Raw genomic sequence first — 26116 nt, 5'->3', positions numbered from 1 at the left:
TTGTGCAGGTTGTCTCACGCCTGGTGATGCGCCAGGGGGGCGTGCTTGCCGTTCAGATGTGGTGTTCCGATACAGGAATTACCCGGCGCTCCTTCACCGCCTTGAACGAAAAACTCGAATAGATCTCCTTCACCCCTGGCAACCGCTGCAGCACCTCGCGGGTGAATTCGCCGAACGATTCCAGGTCTCTCGCCAGAATCTCCAGCAGAAAGTCGTAGCGCCCAGAGATGTTGTGGCAGGCGACGATTTCGGGAATTTCCATCAGCCGCTGCTCGAACGCCAGGGCCATGTCCTTGGTGTGCGAGTCCATCATGATGCTGACAAAAGCAGTGACGCCGAAGCCCAGTGACTTGGGCGAGAGCACGGCCTGGTAACCGGTGATGTAGCCGTTGTCCTCCAGCAGTTTGACGCGGCGCCAGCAGGGCGAGGTGGTCAGTGCCACCTGGTCGGCGAGTTCGGCAACGGTGAGGCGGGCGTTGTCCTGCAGGGCGGCCAGCAAGGCGCGGTCGGTGCGATCGAGGCTCGAAGGCATGTTTTGCCCTCCTGCTTGTTTGATTGTTGTTTTCTTTCCACCAAGCAGGCCGCTGTGTGGGCTACTTTGGAAAAATTCGGGCAGCTCGGTGGCATAAGCTTATAGCAAACCACGAGAGGCTGTTGCCATGCGCGACTCCCATAACAACACCGGTTTTTCGACGCGAGCCATCCACCACGGCTACGACCCGCTGTCACATAGTGGCGCGCTGGTGCCGCCGGTTTACCAGACCGCCACCTATGCCTTTCCCACTGTTGAACACGGCGCAGCGTGCTTTGCCGGGGACGTGGCAGGGCATTTCTACAGCCGCATCTCCAACCCCACATTGGCGCTGCTGGAGGAGCGCATGGCTTCGCTGGAGGGTGGTGAGGCAGGCTTGGCGCTGGCGTCGGGGATGGGCGCGATTACCTCGACAATCTGGACCCTGCTGCGCCCCGGCGACGAACTGATCGTGGGGCATACCTTGTATGGGTGCACCTTTGCGTTTCTGCATCACGGCATTGGCCAGTTCGGGGTGAAGGTCCGTCACGTCGACCTCAATGACGTCAAGGCTTTAAGGGCGTCCATCACCCGCAAGACACGCATGATCTACTTTGAAACGCCAGCCAACCCCAACATGCAACTGGTGGATATCGCGGCGGTCGCCGAGGTGGCCCGTGGGCATGACTTGCATATCGTGGTCGACAATACCTATTGCACGCCCTACCTGCAGCGGCCACTGGCGTTGGGGGCGGACCTGGTGTTGCATTCCGCGACCAAGTACCTCAGTGGCCATGGTGATATCACCGCGGGGTTGGTAGTGGGGCGCAAGGCGCTGGTCGACCGCATTCGTCTGGAAGGGCTGAAAGACATGACCGGGGCGGTGCTGTCTCCGCATGACGCGGCTTTATTGATGCGCGGGATCAAGACCCTTGCACTGCGCATGGACCGCCACTGCGCCAACGCACTGGAGGTGGCGCAGTTCCTGGCTCGGCAGCCTCAGGTCGAGCTTATCCACTACCCGGGCTTGCCATCGTTCGCCCAATACGAGCTGGCGCAGCGGCAGATGCGTTTGCCGGGCGGGATGATTGCTTTTGAGCTCAAGGGTGGCATCGAGGCCGGGCGCAGGTTCATGAACGCACTGCAGCTGTTTGCCCGGGCGGTGAGCCTGGGGGATGCCGAATCGTTGGCGCAGCACCCGGCGAGCATGACCCATTCCAGCTATACGCCAGAGGAGCGGGCGCACCACGGGATCTCGGAGGGGTTGGTGCGTTTGTCGGTGGGGTTGGAGGATGTGGAAGACCTGCTGGCGGATGTCGAGCAGGCATTGCAGGCTTGTAGCTAGGTTGTTTGGGCCGGCCGTTCCATAGAACAGTACATAACTTATTGATTTAGCAGGGTCCTGTGGGAGCGGGCGTGCCCGCGAAGAATCCAGCGCGGTGGCTGGCACCGGCTACGCCGGTGTTCGCGGGCACGCCCGCTCCCACAGATATTGCGCAGATTTCAAATGCTTCGGCGTACCTGGGCTGCCCACCAAAAAGGCCTCTCGCGAGGCCTTCTTCATGTTCAGCGAATCAACGCTTGAGCCCGTAGCTCTCGTCGAGCATGCCCGGGGAATTCGGTACCTTTGGCGCATAATCGCGCGGCACTTCGGCAGTGTCCTTCGGTGGGGTCAGGCGATCACGGGGGCCATGCGCACCTTCGGAGTGCAGGGCGGCCAGCAGGCGCTGGCGGGTCAGTTCGTCCAGCGCCAGGGTGTTGGCACCGTCGGCCAGGTGGTCCTGGACATCCTGGTAGCTCTGGGTCAGCTTCTTGACCAGTACTGCAGTGCTGTTGAAGTGGGTAACCACTTCGTTCTGGTAGTTGTCGAAGCGTTTCTGCATTTCATCCAGCTGGCGCTGTGTGCTGCTGGGCGCGGCATTGGGCAGCAGGCGAGCCACGACGAAACCGACGACCACGCCAATGACCAGGGCCAAGGTCGGCAACAACCAAACAAGGAGCGAGAGTTCCACGAGTCCTTCCTCTATAAACGGCTTTGCTTTACGTTAACGGCTCAGACCTGCGCTGTATACCGCGAGCGATCGCAAATCAGAACAGAATTCCTCACCTAGACGAAACGACCCACCCCGAGGTCACGGAGTAGTGCCTTGCTTGTCCGCGAAACCCCCTTGTTCATCGATGGCCCCAGTGGCCAGTTGGAAGCCTTGTACCTGGACGTGGCCGATGCCCGCGGCGCGGTGCTGATCTGCCACCCCAACCCGGTTCAGGGCGGCACCATGCTCAACAAGGTGGTCTCGACCCTGCAGCGCACCGCCCGTGACGCCGGCTATGTGACCCTGCGGTTCAACTACCGGGGCGTCGGGCAGAGCGCTGGCAGCCATGACATGGGCGCAGGCGAAGTGGCCGATGGCGAGGCTGCTGCGGCCTGGCTGCGCGATAAGCACCCGCAATTGCCGCTGGTGCTGATGGGCTTCTCGTTCGGCGGCTTCGTTGCCACCAGCCTGGCTGGCCGCCTGGAGGCGGGTGGGGTGAGCCTGCAGCACTTGTTCATGATTGCCCCAGCGGTAATGCGCCTGACCGACGAATTCCCCCTGCCACAGCAATGCTCGATCACCGTGGTGCAGCCGGAGGCCGATGAAGTGGTCGCGCCGCAGCTGGTTTACGATTGGTCCGACAGCCTGTCGCGCCCCCATGAGCTGCTGAAAGTGGCAGAATGCGGACACTTCTTTCATGGCAAGCTGACCGATCTCAAGGATCTGCTGCTGCCGCGCCTTTCGAACTGAGCCAAGCCTGAATAAGCGAACACCCATGACCACGCGCATTCTCACCGGTATCACCACCACCGGCACTCCGCACCTGGGCAACTACGCCGGCGCCATCCGCCCGGCGATCCGTGCCAGCCAGCAGCCCGGTGTCGACTCGTTCTATTTCCTGGCCGACTATCACGCGCTGATCAAGTGCGACGACCCGCTGCGCATCCAGCGCTCGCGCCTGGAAATCGCCGCCACCTGGCTGGCCGGTGGCCTGGACGCCGACAAGGTGACCTTCTACCGCCAGTCCGATATCCCCGAAATCCCCGAGTTGACCTGGTTGCTGACCTGCGTTGCGGCCAAGGGCCTGCTCAACCGTGCACATGCGTACAAAGCCTCGGTGGACAAGAACGTGGAAGCCGGTGAAGACCCGGATGCCGGCGTGACCATGGGCTTGTTCAGCTACCCGGTGCTGATGGCGGCCGACATCCTGGTGTTCAATGCCAACAAGGTGCCGGTGGGCCGCGACCAGATCCAGCACGTGGAAATGGCCCGGGACATCGGTCAGCGTTTCAACCACCTGTTCGGCCAAGGCAAGGACTTCTTCGCCCTGCCAGAGGCGGTGATCGAAGAAAGCGTGGCGACCCTGCCGGGCCTGGACGGGCGCAAGATGTCCAAGAGCTACGACAACACCATTCCGTTGTTCACCAGCGCCAAGGACATGAAAGACGCCATCTCGCGCATCGTGACCGATTCGCGTGCGCCTGGCGAAGCCAAGGACCCGGACACTTCGCACCTGTTCACCCTCTACCAGGCCTTCGCTACGCCAGAACAGTGCGCCGGGTTCCGCGACGAGTTGTTGCAGGGCCTGGGCTGGGGCGATGCCAAGCAGCGCCTGTTCCAGTTGCTGGACGGCCAGTTGGCGGAAAAACGCGAGCACTACCACCAGCTGATCGCGCGCCCGGCCGACCTTGAGGATATCCTGCTGGCGGGGGCCGCCAAGGCCCGCAAGATTGCCACCCCGTTCCTGGAGCAACTGCGTGAGGCGGTTGGCCTGCGCTCGTTCCGCAGCAGCGTGCAAACCAGTACCGAAGTGAAGAAAAAGGCCGCCAAGAGCGCGCGTTTCGTCAGCTTCCGTGATGAGGACGGCAGCTTCCGCTTCCGCCTGCTGGCCGCCGACGGTGAGCAACTGCTGTTGTCGCGCAGCTTTGCCGACGGCAAGAGTGCAGGTGCGGTGAGCAAGCAACTGCAGCAGGGTGCTGAGGCCGATGTGCGTGTAGAGGGCCTGGGTTTCGGCTTGTGGCTCAACGGTGAACAGGTTGCCGACGGGCCGCAGTTCGCCAGCGCTGAAGCGCGGGATGCAGCCATTCGAAGCCTGCACGAAGCCCTGGCCCCACAACAGGACTGAGGCAATTCGCCGCAACTCCAATTGCCATAAAGCGGGCCGGTCGCTACAGTGACGGCCCGTTTTTTGTTGCCTCGCTAACGAATCATGACTCCCTTAGAACGCTATCAAGCAGATCTGAAACGTCCCGACTTCTTCCATGACGCGGCGCAGGAAACTGCTGTGCGTCACCTGCAGCGCCTGTACGACGACCTGGTACAGGCGCAGAACAACAAGCCGGGGGTATTCGGCAAGCTGTTCGGCAAGAAGGAGCAGACCCCGGTCAAGGGCCTGTACTTCTGGGGTGGAGTAGGGCGGGGCAAGACCTACCTGGTCGATACCTTCTACGAGGCGCTGCCGTTCAAGCAGAAAATGCGCACCCACTTCCACCGCTTCATGAAGCGTGTGCACGAGGAAATGAAGACCCTCAAGGGTGAGAAGAACCCGCTGACCATCATTGCCAAGCGCTTCAGCGAAGAGGCCAAGGTGATCTGCTTCGACGAGTTCTTCGTCTCGGACATTACCGATGCGATGATCCTCGGCACCTTGATGGAAGAGCTGTTCAAGAACGGTGTGTCGCTGGTGGCCACCTCCAACATCGTGCCCGACGGCCTGTACAAGGACGGCCTGCAGCGCGCGCGTTTCCTGCCGGCCATCGCCATGATCAAGCAGTACACCGACGTGGTGAACGTCGACAGCGGCGTGGACTATCGCCTGCGTCATCTGGAGCAGGCCGAACTGTTCCACTACCCGCTCAATGAGGCAGCGCACGAAAGCATGCGTGCCAGCTTCAAGGCGCTGACCCCGGAATGCACCCAGGCGGTCGAAAATGACGTGCTGATGATCGAGAACCGCCCGATCAATGCCTTGCGTACGTGCGACGACGTTGCCTGGTTCGACTTCCGGGCATTGTGCGACGGACCGCGTAGCCAGAACGACTACATCGAGCTGGGCAAGATCTTCCACGCGGTGCTGCTGAGCAATGTAGAGCAGATGGGGGTGACCACCGATGATATCGCGCGGCGTTTCATCAACATGGTGGACGAGTTCTACGACCGCAATGTCAAGCTGATCATCTCGGCCGAGGTGGAGCTAAAAGACCTGTACACCGGTGGGCGCCTGAGCTTCGAGTTCCAGCGTACCCTGAGCCGCTTGCTGGAGATGCAGTCGCACGAGTTCCTGTCTCGGGCGCACAAGCCTTAAGCATTTTGGGGCCGCTTTGCGGCCCATCGCGACGCAAGGCCGCTCCTACAGGATTCAGCGATTCACTACTGTAGAAGCGGCCCTAATAAGCCCTCAAGCTTCCTGCATGAACTGCTGCCGGTACTGGTTCGGCGACAACTCGGTATGCTGGCGGAACAGCCGCGCAAAGAAACTGGCATCGTCGTAACCGACCTCGTAACTGATGGTCTTGATGCTCTTGCGCGTGCTCGACAACAACCCCTTGGCCGTTTCGATCCGCAGCCGTTGCAGGTAGTGCAGCGGCTTGTCGCCGGTCGCCCCCTGGAACCGGCGCATGAAGTTGCGGATGCTCATGCCGTGGTTGCGGGCCACATCCTCGAAGCGGAACTTGTCCGCGAAGTGCTCTTCCAGCCAGTGCTGAATCTGCAGGATGATCAGGTCCTGATGCAGCTTCTGCCCGCCAAACCCCATGCGCCCCGGCGTGTAGTTGCGCTGCACTTCGTAGAGGATGTCGCGCGACACCGCACGGGCCACATTGGCCCCGCAGAAACGCTCGATCAGATAGATGTACAGGTCACAGGCCGAAGTGGCGCCGCCAGCGCAATAGATGTTGTCGGCGTCGGTCAGGTGCTTGTCCTGGTTCAGGCGGATCTTCGGGAAGCGCTCGGCGAAGCTGCTGAAGAAGCGCCAGTAGGTGGTCGCCTCCTTGCCGTCGAGCAGGCCACTTTCGGCCAGCCAGAACACGCCACTGGCCTCCGCGCACAGCACCGCGCCGCGGGCGTGCTGGTTACGCAGCCACGGCAGCACCTGTGGGTAGCGTTGCAGCAGGTTGTCGAAGTCGTCCCAGTAGGCTGGCAGGATGATGACATCGGCGTCATCCAGGCCGCCGTCGACCGGTAGCTGTACATTGCTGAAGCTGTCCACGGGCAGGCCATCGGGGCTCACCAGGCGGATCTCGAACATGGGCTGCAAGCCCAGGCCCAGCTGCTTGCCGTAGCGCAGGCTGGCGAGGTGGAAGAAGTCCTTGGCCTGCATCAAGGTCGAAGCGAACACCTTGTCAATGGCCAGGATGCTGACGCGCCGCAGCGACGCGGGGGGTTGGGTAAACATCATTGTCATTGTTCTTATAGGGTAGAGTGGTCAATCACCGGCTGGATCGTCTTATTTTTTGGCGAGTGTGTCTAGCCCGCAGCACCGCGCTGGCTTCTTCGCGGGCAAGCCCGCTCCCACAGCGCCTGCGCTGAACCCTGTGGGAGCGGGCTTGCCCGCGAATAGGCCGGTACAGGATTACGCTCAAGGTGCCGGGTTCGGCTGCGCCTGGTGAATGGCTTCGATCGCCGCCAGCAGCTCGTCGCTCAGGTGCAGCTCGGCGCTGGCCAGGTTGCTGTCCAGTTGCTCCAGGCTAGTAGCGCCAATGATGTTGCTGGTCACGAACGGCTGGCCCGTCACGAACGCCAGGGCCATCTGTGCCGGGTCCAGGCCGTGCTCGCGGGCCAGCTGCACGTAGCGGCTGCAGGCGGCCACGGTCTGCGGGTTGGAGTAGCGGGCAAAGCGGCTGAACAGGGTCAGGCGGGCGTTTTCCGGCCGAGCGCCGTTCTCGTACTTGCCCGACAGCATGCCGAATGCCAGCGGCGAGTACGCCAGCAAACCGCATTGCTCGCGAATGGCGACTTCCGCCAGGCCCACCTCGAAGCTGCGGTTGAGCAGGTTGTACGGGTTCTGGATCGATACCGCCCGTGGCCAGCCCCGGCTTTCGGCCAGTTGCAGGAATTTCATGGTGCCCCACGGCGTTTCGTTGGACAGGCCAACATGACGGATCTTGCCCGCCCGTACCTGGTCGTCCAGCACTTCCAGCGTTTCTTCCAGCGGCGTGAAGTGATCGTGCGGCAGGTGCTGGTAGCCCAGTTTGCCAAAGAAGTTGGTGCTGCGTTCCGGCCAGTGCAGCTGGTACAGGTCGATGCGATCGGTCTGCAGGCGCTTGAGGCTCTCGTCCAGCGCCGCGACGATGTGCTGGCGGTTGTGCTTGAGCTGGCCATCGCGGATGTGGCTGATGCCGTTGCCGGGGCCGGCAACCTTGCTGGCCAGCACCCAGTCATCACGGTCACCGTTGGCCCTGAACCAGTTGCCGATGATGCGCTCGGTAGCGGCGTAGGTTTCCGCACGTGGCGGCACCGGGTACATTTCGGCCGTGTCGATGAAGTTGATCCCCGCGGCCTTGGCCCGGGCAATTTGGCCGAAAGCCTCTTCCTGGTCGTTCTGCTCGCCCCAGGTCATGGTGCCCAGGCACAGGGCGCTGACGTTGAGGTCGGTTCGGCCGAGCTGGCGGTATTCCATCGGGTAAACACTCCTTGGCAATGGAAGCTCATCAAAGCAGGTTGAAATTTTTCGCGCAATCTGGATAATTCAGCCCCTCTCCGCGTGGCGGAAGTGATGCACCATCACGCAGGAAGAACCCCGTCGAATATTGGCGTGCCCGACCCGAGCCCCCAAAAGCGTCAGTGTTCGGCTGCGCGCTTGCCCTTGGCAAGCTGTGCACTATCCAGTAAGATTCGCCGTCTATTTTTCGCTGGGCGGCCTCTGAGGCTTTAGAGAATGAAAACTTTTACTGCTAAACCGGAAACAGTAAAGCGCGAGTGGTTCGTAGTCGACGCCGCTGGCCAGACCCTGGGTCGTCTGGCTACCGAAATCGCTACCCGTCTGCGTGGCAAACACAAACCAGAATACACCCCTCACGTTGACACCGGCGACTACATCGTCGTTATCAACGCTGAACAGGTTCGTGTGACTGGTGCCAAGTCTTCCGACAAGATGTACTACTCCCACTCCGGTTTCCCGGGCGGTATCAAGGAAATCAACTTCGAGAAGTTGATCGCCAAGGCCCCTGAGCGTGTTATCGAAACCGCGGTCAAAGGCATGCTGCCTAAGAACCCGCTGGGTCGCGACATGTACCGTAAGCTGAAAGTGTACGCGGGTGCTGCTCACCCACACACTGCTCAGCAGCCTCAAGAACTGAAGATCTAACGGGATAGTTCATTATGTCGGCGACTCAAAATTACGGCACTGGCCGTCGCAAGACCGCAACCGCTCGCGTATTCCTGCGTCCGGGTACTGGTAACATCTCCATCAACAACCGTTCTCTGGACGTGTTCTTCGGTCGCGAAACCGCTCGCATGGTTGTTCGTCAGCCGCTCGAGCTGACCGAAACCGTTGAGAAGTTCGACATCTACGTCACCGTTTCCGGTGGTGGTGTCAGCGGTCAGGCCGGTGCGATCCGTCACGGTATCACCCGCGCTCTGATGGAATACGACGAAACCCTGCGTGGCGCTCTGCGTCGTGCTGGCTACGTCACCCGCGACGCTCGTGAAGTCGAGCGTAAGAAAGTGGGTCTGCGTAAAGCGCGTAAGCGTCCTCAGTACTCCAAGCGTTAATACCGCTTCGGCAGTCGAAAAGAGCCCGGTTCCTTGGAACCGGGCTTTTTTTTTGCCTTGAACTAACCTGTCAGCATGTCTGTGGCCGCTCGTCGCATAGACGCAGATCAAGCAAAGCGCTGGTAGTGGGCCCTTGCCCGGCTAATCCCTTGTCAGTGTGTGGATTTGTTTCTTACCATGGCGACCAAATTTTAGTGCCACAGACACAACCTAAGTACAGGCCTGGTTCAACAGGCCAAGCAAGCTGATGGGAGAGGACTGAATGAGCAATGACGGCGTCAACGCAGGCCGGCGCCGCTTCCTCGTAGCCGCGACATCCGTGGTCGGGGCAGCGGGAGCAGTGGGGGCTGCGGTACCGTTCGTGGGGTCATGGTTTCCCAGTGCCAAGGCGAAAGCCGCGGGGGCGCCGGTGAAGGTCAATATCGCCAAGGTCGAGGCCGGGCAGCAGATGGTAGCCGAATGGCGAGGCCAGCCGGTGTTCATCGTCAGGCGCACCGAGGAGATCCTCGGTAACCTGAAGAAAATTACCGGCGAATTGTCTGATCCCGATTCCAAGTCTTCGGTGCAGCCGACCTATGTCGACCCCGAAGTCCGCTCCATCAAGCCGGAAATCCTCATTCTCGTCGGCCTGTGCACGCACCTGGGCTGCTCGCCCACCTTCCGCCCGGAGGTTGCGCCAGCCGACCTGGGCCCTAAATGGGTGGGTGGCTACTTCTGCCCGTGCCACGGCTCCCACTACGACCTGGCTGGGCGTGTCTACAAGTCGCAGCCGGCGCCACTCAACCTGCCCGTACCGCCGCACTCGTACGAGTCGGACGATATCATCGTCATCGGCGTCGACCAGGAGAAAGCATGATGAGCAAGTTCATGGACTGGATTGATGCTCGCTTCCCCGCGACCAAGATGTGGGAAGATCACCTGAGTAAGTATTACGCGCCCAAGAACTTCAACTTCCTGTATTTCTTTGGCTCCCTGGCATTACTGGTGCTGGTCAACCAGATCGTCACCGGTGTGTGGCTGACCATGAGCTTCACGCCCTCGGCAGAAGAGGCATTCGCCTCGGTCGAGTACATCATGCGTGACGTCGAATACGGCTGGATTCTGCGCTACCTGCACTCCACGGGTGCTTCGGCGTTCTTCATCGTGGTTTACCTGCACATGTTCCGCGGCCTGCTCTACGGCTCCTACCAGAAGCCCCGCGAGCTGGTCTGGCTGTTCGGCATGTTGATCTACCTGGCGCTGATGGCCGAGGCCTTCATGGGTTACCTGCTGCCGTGGGGCCAGATGTCCTACTGGGGCGCCCAGGTCATCATTTCGCTGTTCGGTGCCATCCCGGTGATTGGTGGCGACCTCACCCAATGGATTCGTGGTGACTACCTGATCTCCGGCATTACCCTGAACCGCTTCTTCGCCCTGCATGTGGTCGCCCTGCCTATCGTCATCCTCGGCCTGGTGGTGCTGCACATTCTTGCCCTGCACGAAGTGGGTTCGAACAACCCCGATGGCATCGACATCAAGAAGAACAAGGACGAAAACGGCATTCCGCTCGATGGCATTCCGTTCCACCCGTACTACACCGTCAAGGATATTGTCGGCGTGGTGGTGTTTCTCTTCGTGTTCTGTGCGGTGGTGTTCTTCTTCCCGGAAATGGGCGGTTACTTCCTGGAAAAGCCGAACTTCGAGCAGGCCAACGCGTTCAAGACCCCGGAACATATTGCCCCTGTGTGGTACTTCACACCGTTCTACGCCATCTTGCGTGCGGTGCCTGACAAGTTGATGGGTGTGATCGCCATGGGGGCGGCGATTGCGGTGCTGTTCGTACTGCCCTGGCTCGATCGCAGCCCGGTGCGCTCCATGCGTTACAAAGGCTGGATCAGCAAGCTCTTCCTGCTGGTGTTCTGCGTGGCCTTCGTCATCCTCGGCGTGCTGGGCGTGCTGGCACCGACACCTGGGCGCACGCTGTTGTCGCAGGTGTGCACGGTGCTGTACTTCGCCTACTTCCTGTTGATGCCGTTCTACACAAGGCTCGAGAAGACCAAACCGGTTCCGGAAAGGGTGACTGGCTGATGAAAAAGTTGATTGCAGTATTTTTGCTGGCACTGATGCCTGCCTTTTGCTTCGCTGCCGAACACGGTCTGGAGCTGGACAAGGTCGATATCGACCTTACCGACAAGGCTGCCATGCAGGACGGCGCGCGGACGTTCGCCAACTATTGCATGGGCTGCCACAGTGCCAAGTTCCAACGCTACGAGCGTGTGGCCGATGACTTGGGCATCCCCCACGAGCTGATGCTCGAAAAGCTGGTGTTTACCGGGGCCAAGATCGGTGATCACATGCAGATCGGCATGAAGCCCGAAGACGCCAAGACCTGGTTCGGTGCCGCGCCGCCCGACCTGACCCTGGTGGCCAGGGTGCGTGGTACCGATTGGCTGTACACCTACCTGCGCAGTTTCTACGAAGACCCCTCGCGGCCTTATGGGGTGAACAACAAGGTATTCCCGAACGTCGGCATGCCCAACGTGTTGGTCGGCCTGCAGGGCAACCAGGTGATTGGCTGCAAGCAGGTGCAGACGGTGACCGATGGGAAGAAGCAATTCGATCCGTTGACCGGTAGCCCGATTACCCATGAAGCCTGTGACCAGCTGACCGTTACGCCGAAATCCGGTACCCTGACCGCCGAGCAGTTCGACGAGAAGGTCAAGAACCTGGTGACCTTCCTGGCCTATTCGGCCAACCCGGTCAAACTGGAAAGCCAGCGCATCGGTACCTATGTGTTGCTGTACCTGGCTTTCTTCTTCGTATTCGCCTATTTGCTCAAGCGTGAATACTGGAAGGACGTGCACTGATCACGCAGTAATTTCTGGTTGTTGAACGCGCCCGGGGCGCCTGGCAGAAATGCCAGGATGCCCCGGGCGCGTTTTCATTTAAAGTTGCACAGCATCTCGTGCGAGGAGCCGCTACATGGGCGCAACCAACAGGTTAGCCTGCTATTCCGACCCCGCTGACCATTATTCTCATCGGGTACGCCTGGTGCTGGCCGAGAAGGGGGTCAGCGTGCAGGTCATCGATGTCGATCCGGCGCGCCTGCCGCCCAGGCTGGCCGAGGTCAACCCGTATGGCAGTGTGCCGACCCTGGTCGACCGTGACCTGGCGTTGTATGAATCGACCGTGGTGATGGAATACCTCGAGGAGCGTTACCCGCACCCGCCGCTGATGCCGGTATACCCGGTTGCGCGCGGCAACAGCCGTTTGCTGATGCACCGCATTCAGCGGGACTGGTGTGCCCTGGCCGATAGCGTGCTCGATTCGCGCAGCAGCGAGGCTGCCCGAAGTGAAGCGCGCAAGGCCCTGCGCGAAAGCCTGACCGGTGTTTCGCCATTGTTCAATGAGTTCGCCTGTTTCATGAGCGATGAGCAAAGCCTGGTCGATTGTTGTCTACTGCCCATACTCTGGCGCCTGCCAGTGTTGGGCATCGAGTTGCCCCGGCAAGCGAAACCGCTGCTGGATTACATGGAGCGCCAGTTCGCCCGCGAGCCATTCCAGGCGAGCCTGTCCTCTGTAGAACGTGAAATGCGTAAGCTTTAAGGAGCCGTTGATGAACTCCAGTCGCCCCTATCTGGTTAGAGCACTGTACGAGTGGATCGTCGACAACGATTGCACGCCCCATATGCTGGTCAATGCCGAATACAAAAAGGTGCAGGTACCGGATGGTTTCGCCAATGATGGCCAGATTGTCCTGAATATTTCGCCAAGTGCTGTGCGCAACCTGCACATGGATAACGACGCGGTCAGTTTCGAGGGCCGTTTCAGTGGCGTGACCCATTCGCTGTTCGTGCCGGTTGGCGCCATCCTGGGCATCTACGCCCGCGAAAATGGCCAAGGCATGGTCTTCGAGCTGGAGCAGCCGCTGACGGATGGCGATGACCTGGAAGACGATGATGTGCAGCCGGATGACGATGGTCCGCCAGAAGGTGGTGGCCAGCCGCCGCGCCCGACTGGTCGACCAAGCCTGAAAGTGGTCAAGTAATAAAAAAGGCGACCTTGTAGGGTTAATGCCAGCAGTTAACTAATTTGGGGCCGCTTTGCGACCCTTCGCGGGTACGCCCGCTCCCACAGGGGATCGCGTGTGGGAGCGGGCGTACCCGCGAAGGGCTGCAAAGCAGCCCCAATAACGCTTGACTGACAGGCATCAACCTTTAAGGGTCGCCTTTTTTAGGCCGGGATTGTTGCCTTGCCGGCCCAGGGTTCTTCAGTCGATGTACTCGAAGAGTTTGACGATTTTTTGCACACCCGATACACCCTGTACTACGGCGGTGGCGGAATTGGCCTCCTGCTGGGTCACCAGGCCGAGCAGGTAGACGATACCGTTCTCGGTAATGACCTTGATTCGCGAGCTGGGCACGGCGCTGTCGGTCAGCATCTGGGTCTTGATCTTGGTGGTCAGCCAGGCATCGTTGTTGCGCGCCAGAATCGAAGACGGCTGCATGACCTGCAGCTCGTTGTGCACCTTTTTCACCCGTTGAACCTGGCTGGCGGTTTGCTCGGCAAGGCTCTTGAGGTCGGCGCGTGGGGTTTGGCCTGCGAGCAGGACGATACCGTTGTAGCTGCTGACAACGATGTGCGAGCCCTTGTCCAGGTCCGGGTTGGCCTTGGAGATGTTGACCGCGGCTTTGGTTTCGATCAGCGAGTCGTCGATCTTGCTGCCGATGGTGCGCGTGCCGCGGTCGTCTTCAATGGGCGAATTGCGGGCAGAGGTGAGTACCGAGCTGCAGCCGGTAACGCTCAGGCACAGAGTCAGGGCCAGCAGGCCAAGGCGCATAGGGGTCATTCTTCACTCCCGAACAGTTGGCTGTCGATCAGGTCGCACAGGCAGTGGATCGCCAGCAGGTGGACTTCCTGGATGCGCGCGGTCACTGTCGAAGGTACGCGGATTTCCACGTCCTCTGGCAGCAGCAGCGAGGCCATGCCGCCGCCGTCGCGCCCCGTCATTGCTACGACAATCATTTCGCGGTCATGCGCGGCCTGGATCGCCTGGATCACGTTGGCCGAGTTCCCGCTGGTGGAGATCGCCAGCAGAACATCGCCCGGTTGGCCCAGTGCGCGGATCTGCTTGGAAAAGACTTCGTTATAGCTGTAGTCATTGGCGATCGACGTCAGGGTCGAACTGTCGGTGGTCAAGGCGATGGCCGGCAAACTCGGGCGTTCGCGCTCGAAGCGGTTGAGCAGTTCCGAGGAAAAGTGCTGGGCGTCGCCGGCCGAGCCGCCGTTGCCACAGGCGAGCATCTTGCCCTCATTGAGCAGCGCATTGACCATGACCAGGCTGGCCTGCTCGATGTGCGGTGCCAGGATGTCCATCGCCTGTTGCTTGGTTTCGATGCTGGCCTGGAACAGCCGGCGAATTCGGGATTGCATGTCCATCTGGTGACCTTAAATGGGGCGGTGGCCTTTGTTACGCGCAACAACGACCAGCCCGCGATACATAGAGCAAAAAAAACGTAGAGGGTTCAGCACTCGAAGGCGTTTTTCAGCCACTGAAGCGGTTTGCCTGCATGGTGGCTACCCTGCAGGGCGACAACGTCGAAGCGGCAGGGGTGGTTGCCCCATTGGGGCTCCTTGAGCAGGAACAGGCTGGCCGCATGCACCAGCCGTTTCTGCTTGCGCCCATCGATACTGGCGAGGGCGCCTCCGAAGGCCGCGTGCAACCGGTAGCGGACTTCGACGAATACTACTGTATCGGCGTCGAGCATGACCAGATCAAGCTCGCCGCCTTTGCATCGCCAGTTGCGCGCCAGCAGCCGCAGGCCTTGCCCCTGAAGGTACTCAAGGGCTTGGGTTTCTGCAGCGTGGCCGGCGCCGGTCGGTGATGCTGCAGCCATCAGCGCGGGGTATCAGGCAGGCGCTTGACTTGGCCGCCAGCGAATTCAGCCCATGGCAGTTGACGCTCCACACGCTGGTTGGCGTTGATGCTCAAGCTGCCGGATAGGCCCTGGACGCGGTTATCCGGCAGCGCCTTCAGTTGGCCCAGGCGCGGTGCCAGGCTGTAGGCATCGACGCCCATGGCGTACAGGCGGCCCAGGCTGCCGGCCGCTTGCGGCCACTGCTGAACCACCTGTTGGCGCAGGCTGTTGCTGGTATCGAGCAGCCACGGGGTTTCGCAGAAGCGGATGCCGTTCATGTCGTTGTACTGGTTGACGTCACCGCTGGCGCTGTACAGGTTGGAAGTGGCGTACACCGGTACGTCACCGGCGTACTGGAAATTCAGGGTCGGCTTGATCTGCTGCGCTTGCTGAGGGGTAGAGGCAAGGAAGAGGAAGTCGATGTCCTGGCGGCGCGACGGTTGTGCGGCGATGTTGCCGCCAACCGTGCTCTGCAGGCTCTTGGCGCGGCTTTCGCTCTGGCGCAGCTGGAACAGGTCGGCAATCTGCTGGGCCAGCGCAACCGGTTGCGCGATGCGTTGGGCTGCGAGCACGGTGCCGCCGTTGCCTTCCCAGTCCTGGCGGAAGGCGGCCAGCACGCGATCACCCCATTCGCCGCTCGGCACCAGGGCTACCGCGCGGACCATGCCATCGGCACGGGCGCGACGGGATACTTCGCGTGCTTCGTCTTCGGCCGCCAGGCCGAACTGGAACAATTGCGGTGGGGCCACCTGGCCAGCATCGGCGTAGTTGAGCGCCAGGGTGGTGATCGGCAGTTGCGGTTTGCTGGCCAATTGCTTGACCAGCGGTTTTTCCAGCGGGCCGATGACCAGCTGCACGCCTGCGGCCTGGGCCTGGCGGTAGAAGTCGTCGAGCGAGCCGATGCGCGAGCTGTCGAACACCTGCACCGCAGGGGCGGCTTGGCCAGCCTGCTGGGCCTGGAAGTGGGCGGCCATGAAGCCGTCACGCAGGGCCCGGGCAACCCCGGCCAGTGGCCCTTCCTGGGGCAGCAGCAGGGCGATTTTGGTCAGCGGTTGGCTGGCCAGTTCCTTGAGCTTGACCAGTGGCACTGGCAGCTGTTTGGCCGCCGGGTGGGCCGGGTGCTGTTTGACCCAGCTCTCGATGGCGCTCTGTTGCTGCTCGAGGGTGCCGGCACTTTTCACCGCCAGGGCCAGGCTGGTCCAGCCGGCCAGGGTCTGGTCAGTGGCCGGCTGCTGCAGCTGCTCGGCCGGCAGCGAGGCGACCAAGGCCCAGATGGCGTCGTTGTTTGCGCTGGCGGCCTGGTCGCTGAGCAATGGGGCCAGCAGTACGCGCTGTTGCGCGGCGGCCAGGGCCTGGCCATCGGCCTCCAGCGCGGCGGCGTGCACGTAGTAGGTGCGCGCCTGCTGTTCCTTCGGCAGCTCGGGAACGTGCTGCAGGCTTGGGTGGGCCAGGGCGGCCAGGGCAGCCTTGGGTTGGTTGCGGCTCATGGCCAGTTCTGCCGCCAGGGTGCTGGCGAACACTTGCTGGGCCGGCTTGAGCGTGTCCAGCGGGACCTGCTCGAGAATGCGTGCGGCGCGGGGGAAGTCCTTCTGCTTGTAGGCCAGGTCGGCTGCGCTCAGGCGCAGCAGGGCGGCGTCTTGCGCAGACTTGCTGGAAGCAGCCTGCTCGAGCAGTTGCTCGATGCTGGCATCCGGGGTGCGTGGCAGTTCGCCCAGGCTGGATGAGGGCGAGCTGGCGCAGGCTGCCAGCAGGGCAGCGAGGCAGAGGGCTGTGAGCAGCCGCAGGCAAGCGATCATGTAAAGGTCCTGTTACTCGATCAAGTTGGCCGGCAATTGTACCCAAGCACTGGCCGGGGCGCGATGTTGCCGTGTCGATCCTTCACTATAGGTGGCTTGCCGCCGGTCGCGTATGAAGTTCTTTGCGCCCTGTTGCGGGCGCTCGGGCTACAATGGCGCCTTTGATCCGAATGACAGGTGTGCGCAGTGACTGATGTGGCAGGGGCTTCTAAATCCACCGTGGGAACGCTGTATGTGGTGGCAACTCCCATCGGCAACCTCGATGACATGAGCGCCCGAGCGCTCAAGGTGCTGGCAGACGTGGCGCTGATCGCAGCCGAAGACACTCGCCATTCAATCCGCCTGCTGCAACATTTTGGCATCGATACACCACTGGCGGCCTGCCACGAGCATAACGAGCGGGACGAAGGCGGGCGCTTTCTCGGCAAGCTGTTGGCCGGCGAAGATGTGGCGCTGGTTTCCGATGCCGGTACCCCGTTGATTTCCGACCCTGGCTACCACCTGGTGCGCCAGGCGCGGGCTGCCGGGGTCAGCGTGGTGCCGGTGCCGGGCGCCTGTGCCTTGATCGCGGCATTGTCGGCGGCGGGCCTGCCCTCGGACCGTTTCATTTTCGAAGGTTTCCTGCCGGCCAGGCAGGCGGGGCGCCTGGCACGCCTGGAGCAAGTGCGCGAAGAGCCGCGCACGCTGATTTTCTATGAAGCGCCGCACCGTATCCTCGAGTGCCTCGAGGACATGGAAACGGTGTTTGGCGGTGAGCGCCCAGCATTATTGGCGCGCGAACTGACGAAAACCTTCGAGACGCTCAAGGGCTTGCCCCTGGCCGAGTTGCGGGCGTTCGTCGCCGGTGATAGCAACCAGCAGCGCGGTGAGTGCGTGGTACTGGTCGGTGGCTGGAGTGCACCGGAGGGCGAGCAGGCCATCAGTAGCGAGACCCAGCGCGTGCTCGACCTGTTGCTGGCCGAGTTGCCGCTGAAGCGGGCGGCGGCGCTTGCCTCGGAAATTACCGGCGTGCGCAAGAACCTGTTGTATCAACTTGCCCTGGATAAACAGAAGGCTCAGTAGTGGCAAATTGATATAAATGCTGCTGGCGCTTGTTCTTGAGCGCGTGTGCCGTTACCCTTGTCGGCGGAGAGTCGATCGGACAGTCGCTGCCGTCTTTTGTTCCGCAAAAGTTCGGGGGAGGAAAGTCCGGGCTCCATAGGGCAGAGTGCCAGGTAACGCCTGGGAGGCGTGAGCCTACGGAAAGTGCCACAGAAAATAACCGCCTAAGCACTTCGGTGCCGGTAAGGGTGAAAAGGTGCGGTAAGAGCGCACCGCACGGCTGGCAACAGTTCGTGGCTAGGTAAACCCCACTCGGAGCAAGACCAAATAGGGTTCCATCAGGCGTGGCCCGCGTCGGAACCGGGTAGGTTGCTAGAGGCGTCCAGTGATGGCCGTCGTAGAGGAATGACTGTCCTCGACAAAACCCGGCTTACAGATCGACTCTCCACCTTTCTTTTCTGCATCTTTCGATAGCAGACCCCCCTTTGGTAATACCGAAAAAATCTTACTCTTAATAAATCACTTTAAGTTCAAGCCCCAGTGGCTTGTGCGGGTTTGATTTTTCTCGTGTTTTTTTCATTGTGAAATACCTTTCACAATCCTTTAACGCGCTAAATCTCGGTCCTGTAAGGCTTTTCCTTCCGAACGTGCCTTGACGGTGCCTCCGGCGGATTCCTATAGTGTGCGCAAGTGGCAGAAAGTGGGATGAAGTGGGTTTTCTGGCACAAAAAAGATAACATTGTGGGGAATCGCAGCCGTGTTCCGCGGAGCCAACGCCGTCAGTCTCGATGCCAAGGGCCGTCTCGCCATGCCGAGCCGGTACCGTGACGAGCTCGATTCGCGTTGCAATGGTCAGCTGATCGTGACCATCGACGCCGTGGACCCGTGCTTGTGTGTTTATCCCCTCGATGAGTGGGAACAGATAGAAGCCAAGTTGCGTGCCTTGCCATCGTTGCGTGAGGAAAACCGCCGCCTGCAGCGATTGCTGATTGGCAATGCGGTAGACCTGGAACTCGACGGCAGTGGGCGTTTCCTGGTGCCGCCCCGTTTGCGTGAGTACGCCAAGCTCGACAAGAAGGCGATGCTGGTGGGGCAACTGAACAAATTCCAGCTGTGGGATGAAGATGCCTGGAACGCGGTTTCGGCAGCCGACCTTGCAGCTATTCAACAACCGGGCGCCATGCCCGACGAATTGCGTGACCTGATCCTGTGACCATAGATAGCGGCTTCAACCACATTACCGTCCTGCTCGACGAAGCTGTCGAGGCATTGGCCTTGCGCGCCGACGGTTGCTATCTGGACGGCACGTTTGGCCGTGGCGGACACAGCCGCCTGATCCTCAGCAAGCTCGGGCCGCAAGGGCGGCTGCTGGGCTTCGACAAAGACCCACAAGCGATTGCCACAGGGCAAGCGCTGGCGGCCGAAGACGGCCGCTTTGTCATTGTGCAGCGCAGCTTTGCCGAGCTGGGCGCAGAAGTGGCCGAGCGCGGCCTGCATGGCAAGGTCAGCGGCGTGTTGCTGGATCTTGGCGTGTCCTCGCCGCAACTGGACGACCCCGAGCGGGGCTTCAGCTTTCTCAATGATGGCCCGCTGGACATGCGCATGAACCCCGACCAGGGCGTCAGCGCTGCTGAATTCATTGCCACCGCACCGGTGGAAGAAATTGCCCGCGTGTTCAAGGAATACGGCGAAGAGCGCTTTGCCGGGCGCATGGCGCGTGCCGTGGTCGAGCGCCGCGAAAAGCAGCCGTTCACCCGCACTGCCGACCTGGCAGAGGTGCTCAAGGTGGCCAACCCGGCCTGGGAAAAGGGCAAGAACCCGGCTACCCGCGCCTTCCAGGGCTTGCGCATCCACGTCAACAATGAACTGGGTGACCTGGAGGCGGGGCTCGAGGCCGCGCTCGACGCACTTGAAGTCGGCGGTCGGCTGGCGGTCATCAGCTTCCACTCGCTGGAAGACCGCATCGTCAAACTGTTCATGCGCAAGCTGGTCAAGGGCGAGGCCGACAACCTGCCACGCAACCTGCCGGTGCAGCACAAGGTCTTCGAGCCCAAGCTCAAGCTCATCGGCAAGGCCCAGTTCGCCTCCGAAGCCGAGCTCAAGGCCAACCCGCGGTCGCGCAGCGCCGTGATGCGTGTGGCGGAGAAGTTGCGGTGAGCAGGCTGTTCGCCAAGCCCTTGCCTGGCGGGAGCTTCCTGATGCTCCTGCTATTCGTTGCCGTGCTGGTTTCGGCCATTGCGGTGTCCTATAGCGCGCACTGGAACCGCCAGTTGCTCAATACCCTGTACGGTGAGCTGAACGAGCGCGACAAGGCCCAGGCCGAGTGGGGCCGGTTGATCCTCGAGCAGAGCACCTGGACCGCTGCCAGCCGTATCGAAAACCTTGCGTCCGAGCAATTGAAGATGCGCGTGCCTGCGGCTGACGAAGTGCGGATGGTGGCGCCATGATGAAACTCGAAGGCGCACTGTACCCATGGCGCTTCCGCGTGGTCATCGGCCTGCTGGCACTCATGGTCGGGGCCATCTGCTGGCGCATCATCGACCTGCAGGTGGTCGACCGCGACTTCCTCAAGGGCCAGGGCGACGCGCGCAGCCTGCGCCATATCTCGATCCCGGCACACCGTGGGCTGATTACCGACCGCAACGGTGAGCCATTGGCGGTCAGTACCCCGGTCACGACCTTGTGGGCCAACCCCAAGGAAATGCAGGCCTCCAAAGAGCGCTGGCCGCAACTGGCAGCAGCATTGGGGCAAAACCCGCAGCAGCTGAGCGAGCGCCTGACCCAGCAGGCCAACAAAGAGTTCATCTACCTGGTCCGCGGCCTGACCCCGGAGCAGGGCCAGCACGTGCTCGACCTGAAAGTGCCCGGCGTGTACGGGCTGGAAGAATTCCGCCGGTTCTACCCGGCCGGTGATGTCACTGCGCACATGGTCGGCTTCACCGACCTGGACGACCACGGGCGCGAAGGGGTCGAGCTGGCCTATGACGAGTGGCTTGCCGGCGTGCCTGGCAAGCGCCAGGTGATCAAGGACCGGCGCGGCCGGCTGATCAAGGACATTCAGGTCACCAAGAACGCCAAGGCCGGGAAGACCTTGGCGTTGTCGATTGACCTGCGTCTGCAGTATCTGGCTACCCGCGAGCTGCGCAACGCCATTGCCGAACAGAACGCCAAGGCCGGCAGCCTGGTGATCATGGACGTCAAGACCGGTGAGGTCCTGGCCATGGTCAACCAGCCGACCTACAACCCCAACAACCGCCGCAGCATGTTCCCGGCGGCCATGCGTAACCGGGCGATCATCGACGTGTTCGAGCCAGGTTCGACGGTGAAGCCGATCTCCATGAGCGCAGCGCTGGAAAGCGGCCGCTGGAAACCTACCGACAAGGTCGAGGTATACCCCGGCAGCCTGCAGATCGGCCGCTACACCATCAAGGACGTGTCGCGCAGCGAGGGTCCGATCCTCGACCTGACCGGCATCCTGATCAACTCCAGTAACGTGGGCATGAGCAAGATTGCCTTCGACATCGGTGGCGAGGCCATCTACCGCGTGATGTCCCAGGTCGGCCTGGGCCAGTACACCGGCCTTGGCTTCCCGGGTGAGCGTGTCGGCAACCTGCCGAACCACCGCGAGTGGCGCAAGGCCGAGACGGCCACCCTGTCTTACGGCTACGGCGTGTCGGTGACCGCCCTGCAGTTGGTGCATGCCTACGCGGCATTGGCCAACGACGGCAAGATGGTCCCGCTGTCGATCCTCAAGGTGGACAAGGCGCCCGAGGCCGTGCAGGCCATTCCGAAGGAGACCGCGGAAACCATCCAGGGCATGTTGCAGCAGGTGATCGAGGCCCCGCGTGGCGTGTTCCGCGCCCAGGTGCCGTTCTACCACGTGGCCGGCAAGTCCGGTACTGCACGTAAAGCCACGGTGGGTTCCAAAGGGTACACCGAAAACGCCTACCGCTCGCTGTTTGCAGGCTTCGGCCCGATGAGCGATCCGCGTTACGCCATCGTCGTGGTGATCGACGAGCCGGGCAAGGGTGGCTACTTCGGTGGCCTGGTTTCGGCACCGGTGTTCAGCAAGGTCATGTCCGGCACCCTGCGCCTGATGAACGTGCCGCCAGACAACCTGCCGCCGCCAGCTGCTGCTGCACCTGCCGGGCAACCACAAGTCAATGCTGCCGCTGCCAAGGGAGGGCGTGGATGATGACAATGCCATTGAGCAAACTGTTCGCCCACGCCAGCCGCGACCCGATGATCCGCGAACTGACCCTGGATAGCCGCAACGTGCGCCCGGGTGACTTGTTCCTGGCAGTGCCGGGGGCCAAGGTCGATGGCCGTGGGCACATTGCCGATGCCTTGGCCCGTGGTGCTGCCGCCGTGGCTTATGAAGAGCAGGGCGCCAACGTGCTGCCGTTGACCGATGTGCCGCTGATCCCGGTCAAAGGCCTGATCGCTCAGCTGTCGGATATTGCCGGCCGCTTCTATGGCGAGCCCAGCCGGCAGCTGGACCTGGTCGGCGTGACCGGTACCAACGGCAAGACCAGTGTCACCCAGTTGCTGGCGCAGGCGTTGGAGCTGCTCGGCAAGCGCTGCGGCCTGATCGGCACCCTCGGTACCGGGTTCTACGGTGAACTGCAAAGTGGCCGCCTGACCACCCCTGACCCGATTGCCGTGCAGTCGACGCTGTATGGCCTGAAAAAGGCTGGCGCCAAAGCCGTGGCCATGGAGGTGTCCTCCCATGCCCTGGAACAAGGCCGCGTGGCTGCACTGGCTTTCGACATTGCGGTGATGACCAACCTGTCCCGCGATCACCTCGACTATCACGGCAGCATGCAGGCGTACGAAGCGGCCAAGGCCAAGCTGTTCGCCTGGCCGAGCCTGCGCTGCCAGGTGGTGAACCTGGACGACGAGTTCGGTCGGCGCCTGGCTCAAGCTTTTGCCGATAGGGCGCCGGCCGATCCTATCGAGTCACGGCTGCTTAGCTATAGCCTGGAAAACCGGGACGCGCATCTGTTCTGCACCAAGGCCGAATTCGACGACCATGGCGTGCGCGCCACATTGGTCACTGCCCAGGGTGAACGCATTCTGCGCAGCCAGTTGCTGGGCCGTTTCAACCTGAGCAACATGCTGGCGGCGGTGGCAACCCTGCTGGCAATGGACTTCGCCCTCGACGAGATCCTCCGCGTCATCCCCGAACTGCAAGGGCCGGTAGGCCGCATGCAGCGCCTGGGTGGCGGCGCCAAGCCACTGGTGGTGGTCGACTACGCACATACGCCAGACGCGCTGGAGAAGGTTCTGGAAGCCCTGCGCCCGCATGCTCACGGCCAGCTGCTGTGCCTGTTCGGCTGCGGTGGCGACCGTGATCGCGGCAAGCGCCCACTGATGGCCGAAGTGGCCGAGCGCCTGGCGGACCGCGTCCTGGTCACCGACGACAACCCGCGTAGCGAAGACCCGCTGCGTATCTTCGACGACATTCGCCCCGGTTTTGCCAAGCCTGCCGGGGTGGAGTTCATCGCTGGCCGCGGCGCGGCCATTGCGCACCTGATTGCCACCGCTGCTGCCGACGACGTGATCGTGCTGGCCGGCAAGGGGCACGAGGATTACCAGGAGATCAACGGCGAGCGCCATGAGTTCTCCGACTTGATCGAAGCCGAAATGGCACTTGCAGCCTGGGAGGCTCCACATGCTTAAGCCCATGTCACTCAGCCAGCTGGCCCCGCTGCTGAACGGTCAGCAGATCGGCGCCGATGCGGCGTTCACCGGCGTCAGCATCGACAGCCGCAGTGTCAGTGCCGGGCAACTGTTCGTCGCCTTGACCGGCCCGCGTTTCGACGGCCACGACTACCTGGCCGATGTCAAAGCCAAGGGTGCCGTCGCGGCGCTGGTCGAGCGCGAGGTGGCCGATGTCGACCTGCCGCAATTGCGCGTGGCTGACTGCCGCCTGGCCCTGGGCCAGCTCGGGGCACTGAACCGTGCTGCCTATGACAAGCCGGTGGTGGCCATTACCGGTTCCAGCGGCAAGACCACAGTCAAGGAAATGCTTGCCAGCATCCTGCGCACCCGTGGTCTTGTCCACGCCACCCGTGGCAACCTCAACAACGACCTCGGTGCGCCGCTGACCCTGCTGGAAATCGCTGCGGAGCACAGTGCTGCGGTGATCGAGCTGGGCGCTTCGCGCATCGGTGAAATTCGCTACACCGTCGGCCTGACCCGGCCGCAGGTGGTCGTCATCAACAACGCCGGTACCGCGCATGTTGGCGAGTTCGGCGGCCCGGAGAAAATCGTCGAAGCCAAAGGCGAGATTCTTGAAGGCCTGGGCGAGGGCGGTATCGCCATTCTCAACCTGGACGACAAGGCCTTCGCGACCTGGAAGGCCCGTGCCGGGGCGCACAAGGTCATCAGCTTCGCCCGCAGCGACGCCCGTGCCGATTTCCATGCCAGCGCCATTGGGCGCGACGCCCGTGGTTGCCCGTCATTCCAGCTGCATGGCGCCGGCGAGGTGGCCCAGGTGCAGCTCAATGTGCTCGGTGAGCACAATGTCAGCAACGCCCTGGCCGCTGCCGCCGCTGCCCATGCCGTTGGTCTGAGCCTGGCTGGCATTGCAGCTGGCCTTGCGGCGGTGCAGCCGGTCAAGGGCCGCACCGTGGCGCAGATCGCGCCCAGTGGCGTGCGTGTGATCGACGACAGTTACAACGCAAATCCCACCTCGATGTGCGCGGCCATTGATATACTCGCCGGCTTCTCCGGCCGCACCGTCCTGGTGCTTGGGGATATCGGCGAACTGGGGCAGTGGGCGGAAGAAGGCCACCGGCAGGTGGGTGACTACGCGCGCGGCAAGGTCGACGCCCTGTACGCAGTGGGTTCCAACATGAAACATGCGGTCGAGGCGTTCGGCGCCGATGGCCGTCATTTCGCTACTCAAGCTGAGCTGATCGACGCGGTTAGTGCCGAAAACGCCAGCGACACCACTATTTTGATCAAGGGCTCGCGCAGCGCTGCGATGGAAAACGTCGTGGCGGCTTTGTGCGGTGCCAGCGGGGAGAAACATTAATGCTGCTGCTGTTGGCCGAGTATCTGCAACAGTTCCACAAAGGCTTCGCGGTCTTCCAGTACCTGTCCCTGCGCGGGATTCTGGGTGTACTGACCGCGTTGTCCCTGGCGCTGTGGCTGGGGCCGTGGATGATCCGTACGCTGCAAATTCGCCAGATCGGCCAGGCCGTACGTAACGACGGCCCGCAATCGCACCTGTCCAAGTCCGGCACCCCGACCATGGGCGGCGCACTGATCCTGTCGGCCATCGCTGTCAGCACCCTGCTGTGGGCCGACCTGAGCAACCGCTACGTCTGGGTGGTGCTGATCGTCACCCTGGCCTTCGGTGCCATCGGCTGGGTCGACGACTACCGCAAGGTGATCGAAAAGAATTCGCGGGGCCTGCCAAGCCGCTGGAAGTACTTCTGGCAGTCGGTGTTCGGCCTGGCGGCGGCGGTGTTCCTGTACAAGACCGCACCGACCAGCGTCGAAACCACGCTGATCCTGCCCTTCATCAAGGACGTCACCATTCCGCTGGGCGTCGGCTTCGTGGTGCTGACCTACTTCGTCATCGTCGGCTCCAGCAACGCGGTCAATCTCACCGACGGCCTCGACGGCCTGGCGATCATGCCCACGGTGATGGTCGGCGGCGCCCTGGGCATCTTCTGCTACCTGTCGGGTAACGTGAAATTCGCCGAGTACCTGCTGATTCCCTACGTGCCTGGCTCGGGCGAACTGATCGTGTTCTGTGGTGCCTTGATCGGTGCCGGCCTGGGCTTTTTGTGGTTCAACACCTACCCGGCACAAGTCTTCATGGGTGACGTCGGCGCGCTGGCGCTGGGCGCTGCCCTGGGCACCATCGCGGTGATCGTGCGCCAGGAAATCGTGCTGTTCATCATGGGCGGCATCTTTGTCGTGGAAACCCTGTCGGTGGTGATTCAAGTCGCCTCGTTCAAGCTGACCGGCAAACGGGTGTTCCGCATGGCACCGATCCACCACCACTTTGAACTCAAGGGCTGGCCTGAGCCACGCGTGATCGTCCGCTTCTGGATCATCACCGTGATCCTGGTGCTGATCGGCCTTGCCACCCTGAAACTGAGGTAGATG

General features: G+C 61.9%; 27 protein-coding genes and 1 other RNA gene. 20 read left to right on the top strand and 8 right to left on the bottom strand.

From position 1 onward, the window contains the following. Nucleotides 1-52 precede the first annotated feature (52 nt). Nucleotides 53-532 (bottom strand): Lrp/AsnC family transcriptional regulator, encoded by a 480-nt coding sequence (locus K4A76_RS19010; RefSeq protein WP_173890979.1) that lies wholly within the window; start codon nucleotides 530-532, stop codon nucleotides 53-55. A gap of 127 nt (nucleotides 533-659) precedes the next feature. Here K4A76_RS19010 and K4A76_RS19005 point away from each other — a divergent pair, with 127 nt between their 5' ends. Then, on the top strand, nucleotides 660-1856 hold the full coding sequence (locus K4A76_RS19005) for a methionine gamma-lyase (protein ID WP_274410926.1): 1197 nt from the start codon (nucleotides 660-662) through the stop codon (nucleotides 1854-1856). A 229-nt stretch (nucleotides 1857-2085) separates the two neighbouring features. Here the strand turns inward: K4A76_RS19005 and K4A76_RS19000 are convergent, their stop codons facing one another. After that, complete coding sequence (locus tag K4A76_RS19000; RefSeq protein ID WP_009684440.1) at nucleotides 2086-2523, bottom strand: YhcB family protein; 438 nt, start codon at nucleotides 2521-2523, stop codon at nucleotides 2086-2088. Nucleotides 2524-2658: 135 nt separating this feature from the next. Here K4A76_RS19000 and K4A76_RS18995 point away from each other — a divergent pair, with 135 nt between their 5' ends. The 3 genes from K4A76_RS18995 (at nucleotide 2659) to zapE (ending at nucleotide 5848) form a co-directional block, all read left to right on the top strand. Then, the gene (locus K4A76_RS18995) at nucleotides 2659-3294 is read left to right on the top strand and encodes an alpha/beta hydrolase (protein ID WP_274410925.1); all 636 of its coding nucleotides are present in this window, start codon (nucleotides 2659-2661) and stop codon (nucleotides 3292-3294) included. A gap of 25 nt (nucleotides 3295-3319) precedes the next feature. Beyond that, the gene (locus K4A76_RS18990; RefSeq protein ID WP_274410924.1) at nucleotides 3320-4669 is read left to right on the top strand and encodes a tryptophan--tRNA ligase; all 1350 of its coding nucleotides are present in this window, start codon (nucleotides 3320-3322) and stop codon (nucleotides 4667-4669) included. Between the two features lie 84 nt (nucleotides 4670-4753). Next, nucleotides 4754-5848 (top strand): cell division protein ZapE, encoded by a 1095-nt coding sequence (zapE, locus tag K4A76_RS18985; RefSeq protein WP_029886538.1) that lies wholly within the window; start codon nucleotides 4754-4756, stop codon nucleotides 5846-5848. 93 nt (nucleotides 5849-5941) lie between these two features. Here the strand turns inward: zapE and K4A76_RS18980 are convergent, their stop codons facing one another. Together K4A76_RS18980 and K4A76_RS18975 are read right to left on the bottom strand one after the other, a co-directional pair. Continuing rightward, nucleotides 5942-6862, bottom strand: a complete 921-nt coding sequence (locus K4A76_RS18980) for a GlxA family transcriptional regulator (protein ID WP_172828420.1) — start codon at nucleotides 6860-6862, stop codon at nucleotides 5942-5944. A gap of 258 nt (nucleotides 6863-7120) precedes the next feature. Continuing rightward, nucleotides 7121-8161, bottom strand: a complete 1041-nt coding sequence (locus tag K4A76_RS18975; RefSeq protein WP_110675628.1) for an NADP(H)-dependent aldo-keto reductase — start codon at nucleotides 8159-8161, stop codon at nucleotides 7121-7123. A gap of 258 nt (nucleotides 8162-8419) precedes the next feature. On the opposite strand from K4A76_RS18975, the gene rplM reads away from it, so the two are divergent. From rplM to K4A76_RS18940, 7 genes are all read left to right on the top strand, one after another. Then, complete coding sequence (rplM, locus tag K4A76_RS18970; RefSeq protein ID WP_003251819.1) at nucleotides 8420-8848, top strand: 50S ribosomal protein L13; 429 nt, start codon at nucleotides 8420-8422, stop codon at nucleotides 8846-8848. A gap of 14 nt (nucleotides 8849-8862) precedes the next feature. Continuing rightward, nucleotides 8863-9255, top strand: coding sequence for a 30S ribosomal protein S9 (rpsI, locus tag K4A76_RS18965; protein WP_003260797.1), 393 nt, complete (start codon nucleotides 8863-8865; stop codon nucleotides 9253-9255). Nucleotides 9256-9517: 262 nt separating this feature from the next. Then, entirely contained in the window at nucleotides 9518-10111 is a 594-nt protein-coding gene (petA, locus tag K4A76_RS18960) for a ubiquinol-cytochrome c reductase iron-sulfur subunit (protein WP_009684434.1), read from the top strand. Continuing rightward, entirely contained in the window at nucleotides 10111-11322 is a 1212-nt protein-coding gene (locus K4A76_RS18955) for a cytochrome b (RefSeq protein WP_029886541.1), read from the top strand. Before petA ends, K4A76_RS18955 begins: the two co-directional genes overlap by 1 nt. After that, nucleotides 11322-12101 carry a cytochrome c1 gene (locus K4A76_RS18950; protein ID WP_029886542.1) on the top strand — a complete coding sequence of 260 codons (780 nt, stop codon included), beginning with the start codon at nucleotides 11322-11324 and terminating at the stop codon, nucleotides 12099-12101. The genes K4A76_RS18955 and K4A76_RS18950 overlap by 1 nt, the downstream gene beginning before the upstream one ends. A 115-nt stretch (nucleotides 12102-12216) precedes the next feature. Next, nucleotides 12217-12840 carry a glutathione S-transferase N-terminal domain-containing protein gene (locus K4A76_RS18945; protein WP_054913251.1) on the top strand — a complete coding sequence of 208 codons (624 nt, stop codon included), beginning with the start codon at nucleotides 12217-12219 and terminating at the stop codon, nucleotides 12838-12840. A gap of 10 nt (nucleotides 12841-12850) precedes the next feature. Next, a complete protein-coding gene (locus tag K4A76_RS18940; protein ID WP_274410923.1) occupies nucleotides 12851-13282 on the top strand; it encodes a ClpXP protease specificity-enhancing factor in 432 nt (143 codons plus the stop codon). Nucleotides 13283-13504: 222 nt separating this feature from the next. On the opposite strand, the gene K4A76_RS18935 is transcribed toward K4A76_RS18940, so the two are convergent. The 4 genes from K4A76_RS18935 to K4A76_RS18920 form a co-directional block, all read right to left on the bottom strand. Continuing rightward, nucleotides 13505-14083 (bottom strand): BON domain-containing protein, encoded by a 579-nt coding sequence (locus K4A76_RS18935; RefSeq protein ID WP_009684429.1) that lies wholly within the window; start codon nucleotides 14081-14083, stop codon nucleotides 13505-13507. Beyond that, on the bottom strand, nucleotides 14080-14673 hold the full coding sequence (locus K4A76_RS18930) for a phosphoheptose isomerase (RefSeq protein WP_029887793.1): 594 nt from the start codon (nucleotides 14671-14673) through the stop codon (nucleotides 14080-14082). The genes K4A76_RS18935 and K4A76_RS18930 overlap by 4 nt, the downstream gene beginning before the upstream one ends. Before the next feature lie 86 nt (nucleotides 14674-14759). Beyond that, nucleotides 14760-15131: a YraN family protein gene (locus K4A76_RS18925; RefSeq protein WP_054889886.1), complete on the bottom strand. Its 372-nt coding sequence runs from the start codon at nucleotides 15129-15131 to the stop codon at nucleotides 14760-14762. Further along, entirely contained in the window at nucleotides 15131-16948 is a 1818-nt protein-coding gene (locus K4A76_RS18920) for a penicillin-binding protein activator (RefSeq protein ID WP_274410922.1), read from the bottom strand. Before K4A76_RS18920 ends, K4A76_RS18925 begins: the two co-directional genes overlap by 1 nt. 267 nt (nucleotides 16949-17215) lie before the next feature. Between K4A76_RS18920 and rsmI the strand changes: the two genes are divergently transcribed. The 9 genes from rsmI (at nucleotide 17216) to mraY (ending at nucleotide 26113) form a co-directional block, all read left to right on the top strand. Further along, complete coding sequence (gene rsmI / locus K4A76_RS18915) at nucleotides 17216-18010, top strand: 16S rRNA (cytidine(1402)-2'-O)-methyltransferase (protein ID WP_274412314.1); 795 nt, start codon at nucleotides 17216-17218, stop codon at nucleotides 18008-18010. Nucleotides 18011-18077: 67 nt separating this feature from the next. Next, nucleotides 18078-18438: RNase P RNA component class A (gene rnpB, locus K4A76_RS18910), an RNA gene on the top strand. 308 nt (nucleotides 18439-18746) lie between these two features. Continuing rightward, the gene (gene mraZ / locus K4A76_RS18905) at nucleotides 18747-19202 is read left to right on the top strand and encodes a division/cell wall cluster transcriptional repressor MraZ (RefSeq protein ID WP_004575120.1); all 456 of its coding nucleotides are present in this window, start codon (nucleotides 18747-18749) and stop codon (nucleotides 19200-19202) included. Beyond that, the gene (rsmH, locus tag K4A76_RS18900; protein ID WP_443218405.1) at nucleotides 19199-20146 is read left to right on the top strand and encodes a 16S rRNA (cytosine(1402)-N(4))-methyltransferase RsmH; all 948 of its coding nucleotides are present in this window, start codon (nucleotides 19199-19201) and stop codon (nucleotides 20144-20146) included. Before mraZ ends, rsmH begins: the two co-directional genes overlap by 4 nt. Continuing rightward, entirely contained in the window at nucleotides 20143-20436 is a 294-nt protein-coding gene (gene ftsL / locus K4A76_RS18895) for a cell division protein FtsL (protein WP_009684421.1), read from the top strand. Before rsmH ends, ftsL begins: the two co-directional genes overlap by 4 nt. Next, nucleotides 20436-22184, top strand: a complete 1749-nt coding sequence (locus K4A76_RS18890) for a peptidoglycan D,D-transpeptidase FtsI family protein (RefSeq protein WP_161893096.1) — start codon at nucleotides 20436-20438, stop codon at nucleotides 22182-22184. The genes ftsL and K4A76_RS18890 overlap by 1 nt, the downstream gene beginning before the upstream one ends. After that, nucleotides 22181-23671, top strand: coding sequence for a UDP-N-acetylmuramoyl-L-alanyl-D-glutamate--2,6-diaminopimelate ligase (locus K4A76_RS18885; RefSeq protein ID WP_443218404.1), 1491 nt, complete (start codon nucleotides 22181-22183; stop codon nucleotides 23669-23671). The genes K4A76_RS18890 and K4A76_RS18885 overlap by 4 nt, the downstream gene beginning before the upstream one ends. Then, on the top strand, nucleotides 23664-25031 hold the full coding sequence (locus tag K4A76_RS18880; protein WP_274410920.1) for a UDP-N-acetylmuramoyl-tripeptide--D-alanyl-D-alanine ligase: 1368 nt from the start codon (nucleotides 23664-23666) through the stop codon (nucleotides 25029-25031). Before K4A76_RS18885 ends, K4A76_RS18880 begins: the two co-directional genes overlap by 8 nt. After that, on the top strand, nucleotides 25031-26113 hold the full coding sequence (gene mraY, locus K4A76_RS18875) for a phospho-N-acetylmuramoyl-pentapeptide-transferase (protein ID WP_003251852.1): 1083 nt from the start codon (nucleotides 25031-25033) through the stop codon (nucleotides 26111-26113). Before K4A76_RS18880 ends, mraY begins: the two co-directional genes overlap by 1 nt. The last annotated feature ends 3 nt before the right edge of the window (nucleotides 26114-26116 follow it).

This window comes from Pseudomonas sp. NEEL19 (genome assembly GCF_028751975.1).
Taxonomy (GTDB): Bacteria; Pseudomonadota; Gammaproteobacteria; order Pseudomonadales; family Pseudomonadaceae; genus Aquipseudomonas; species Aquipseudomonas juntendi.
Note: the sequence above shows the minus strand (reverse complement) of the source record. Positions and strands in the feature narration are given on the sequence as shown.

Bases quoted from the DNA above. Each gene is read 5' to 3' on its own strand.
- K4A76_RS18955 (WP_029886541.1), top strand. From the start codon at position 10,111: ATGAGCAAGTTCATGGACTGGATTGATGCTCGCTTCCCCGCGACCAAG.
- K4A76_RS18885 (WP_443218404.1), top strand. From the start codon at position 22,181: ATGATGACAATGCCATTGAGCAAACTGTTCGCCCACGCCAGCCGCGAC.
- K4A76_RS18925 (WP_054889886.1), bottom strand. From the start codon at position 15,131: ATGGCTGCAGCATCACCGACCGGCGCCGGCCACGCTGCAGAAACCCAA.
- K4A76_RS18945 (WP_054913251.1), top strand. From the start codon at position 12,217: ATGGGCGCAACCAACAGGTTAGCCTGCTATTCCGACCCCGCTGACCAT.
- K4A76_RS18890 (WP_161893096.1), top strand. From the start codon at position 20,436: ATGAAACTCGAAGGCGCACTGTACCCATGGCGCTTCCGCGTGGTCATC.
- zapE (WP_029886538.1), top strand. From the start codon at position 4,754: ATGACTCCCTTAGAACGCTATCAAGCAGATCTGAAACGTCCCGACTTC.
- K4A76_RS19010 (WP_173890979.1), bottom strand. From the start codon at position 532: ATGCCTTCGAGCCTCGATCGCACCGACCGCGCCTTGCTGGCCGCCCTG.
- K4A76_RS18880 (WP_274410920.1), top strand. From the start codon at position 23,664: ATGCTTAAGCCCATGTCACTCAGCCAGCTGGCCCCGCTGCTGAACGGT.
- K4A76_RS18935 (WP_009684429.1), bottom strand. From the start codon at position 14,083: ATGACCCCTATGCGCCTTGGCCTGCTGGCCCTGACTCTGTGCCTGAGC.
- K4A76_RS18990 (WP_274410924.1), top strand. From the start codon at position 3,320: ATGACCACGCGCATTCTCACCGGTATCACCACCACCGGCACTCCGCAC.
- K4A76_RS18950 (WP_029886542.1), top strand. From the start codon at position 11,322: ATGAAAAAGTTGATTGCAGTATTTTTGCTGGCACTGATGCCTGCCTTT.
- K4A76_RS18975 (WP_110675628.1), bottom strand. From the start codon at position 8,161: ATGGAATACCGCCAGCTCGGCCGAACCGACCTCAACGTCAGCGCCCTG.
- K4A76_RS18920 (WP_274410922.1), bottom strand. From the start codon at position 16,948: ATGATCGCTTGCCTGCGGCTGCTCACAGCCCTCTGCCTCGCTGCCCTG.
- K4A76_RS19005 (WP_274410926.1), top strand. From the start codon at position 660: ATGCGCGACTCCCATAACAACACCGGTTTTTCGACGCGAGCCATCCAC.
- rsmI (WP_274412314.1), top strand. From the start codon at position 17,216: ATGAGCGCCCGAGCGCTCAAGGTGCTGGCAGACGTGGCGCTGATCGCA.
- petA (WP_009684434.1), top strand. From the start codon at position 9,518: ATGAGCAATGACGGCGTCAACGCAGGCCGGCGCCGCTTCCTCGTAGCC.
- rplM (WP_003251819.1), top strand. From the start codon at position 8,420: ATGAAAACTTTTACTGCTAAACCGGAAACAGTAAAGCGCGAGTGGTTC.
- K4A76_RS18930 (WP_029887793.1), bottom strand. From the start codon at position 14,673: ATGGACATGCAATCCCGAATTCGCCGGCTGTTCCAGGCCAGCATCGAA.
- rpsI (WP_003260797.1), top strand. From the start codon at position 8,863: ATGTCGGCGACTCAAAATTACGGCACTGGCCGTCGCAAGACCGCAACC.
- K4A76_RS18940 (WP_274410923.1), top strand. From the start codon at position 12,851: ATGAACTCCAGTCGCCCCTATCTGGTTAGAGCACTGTACGAGTGGATC.
- mraY (WP_003251852.1), top strand. From the start codon at position 25,031: ATGCTGCTGCTGTTGGCCGAGTATCTGCAACAGTTCCACAAAGGCTTC.
- K4A76_RS18980 (WP_172828420.1), bottom strand. From the start codon at position 6,862: ATGCAGGCCAAGGACTTCTTCCACCTCGCCAGCCTGCGCTACGGCAAG.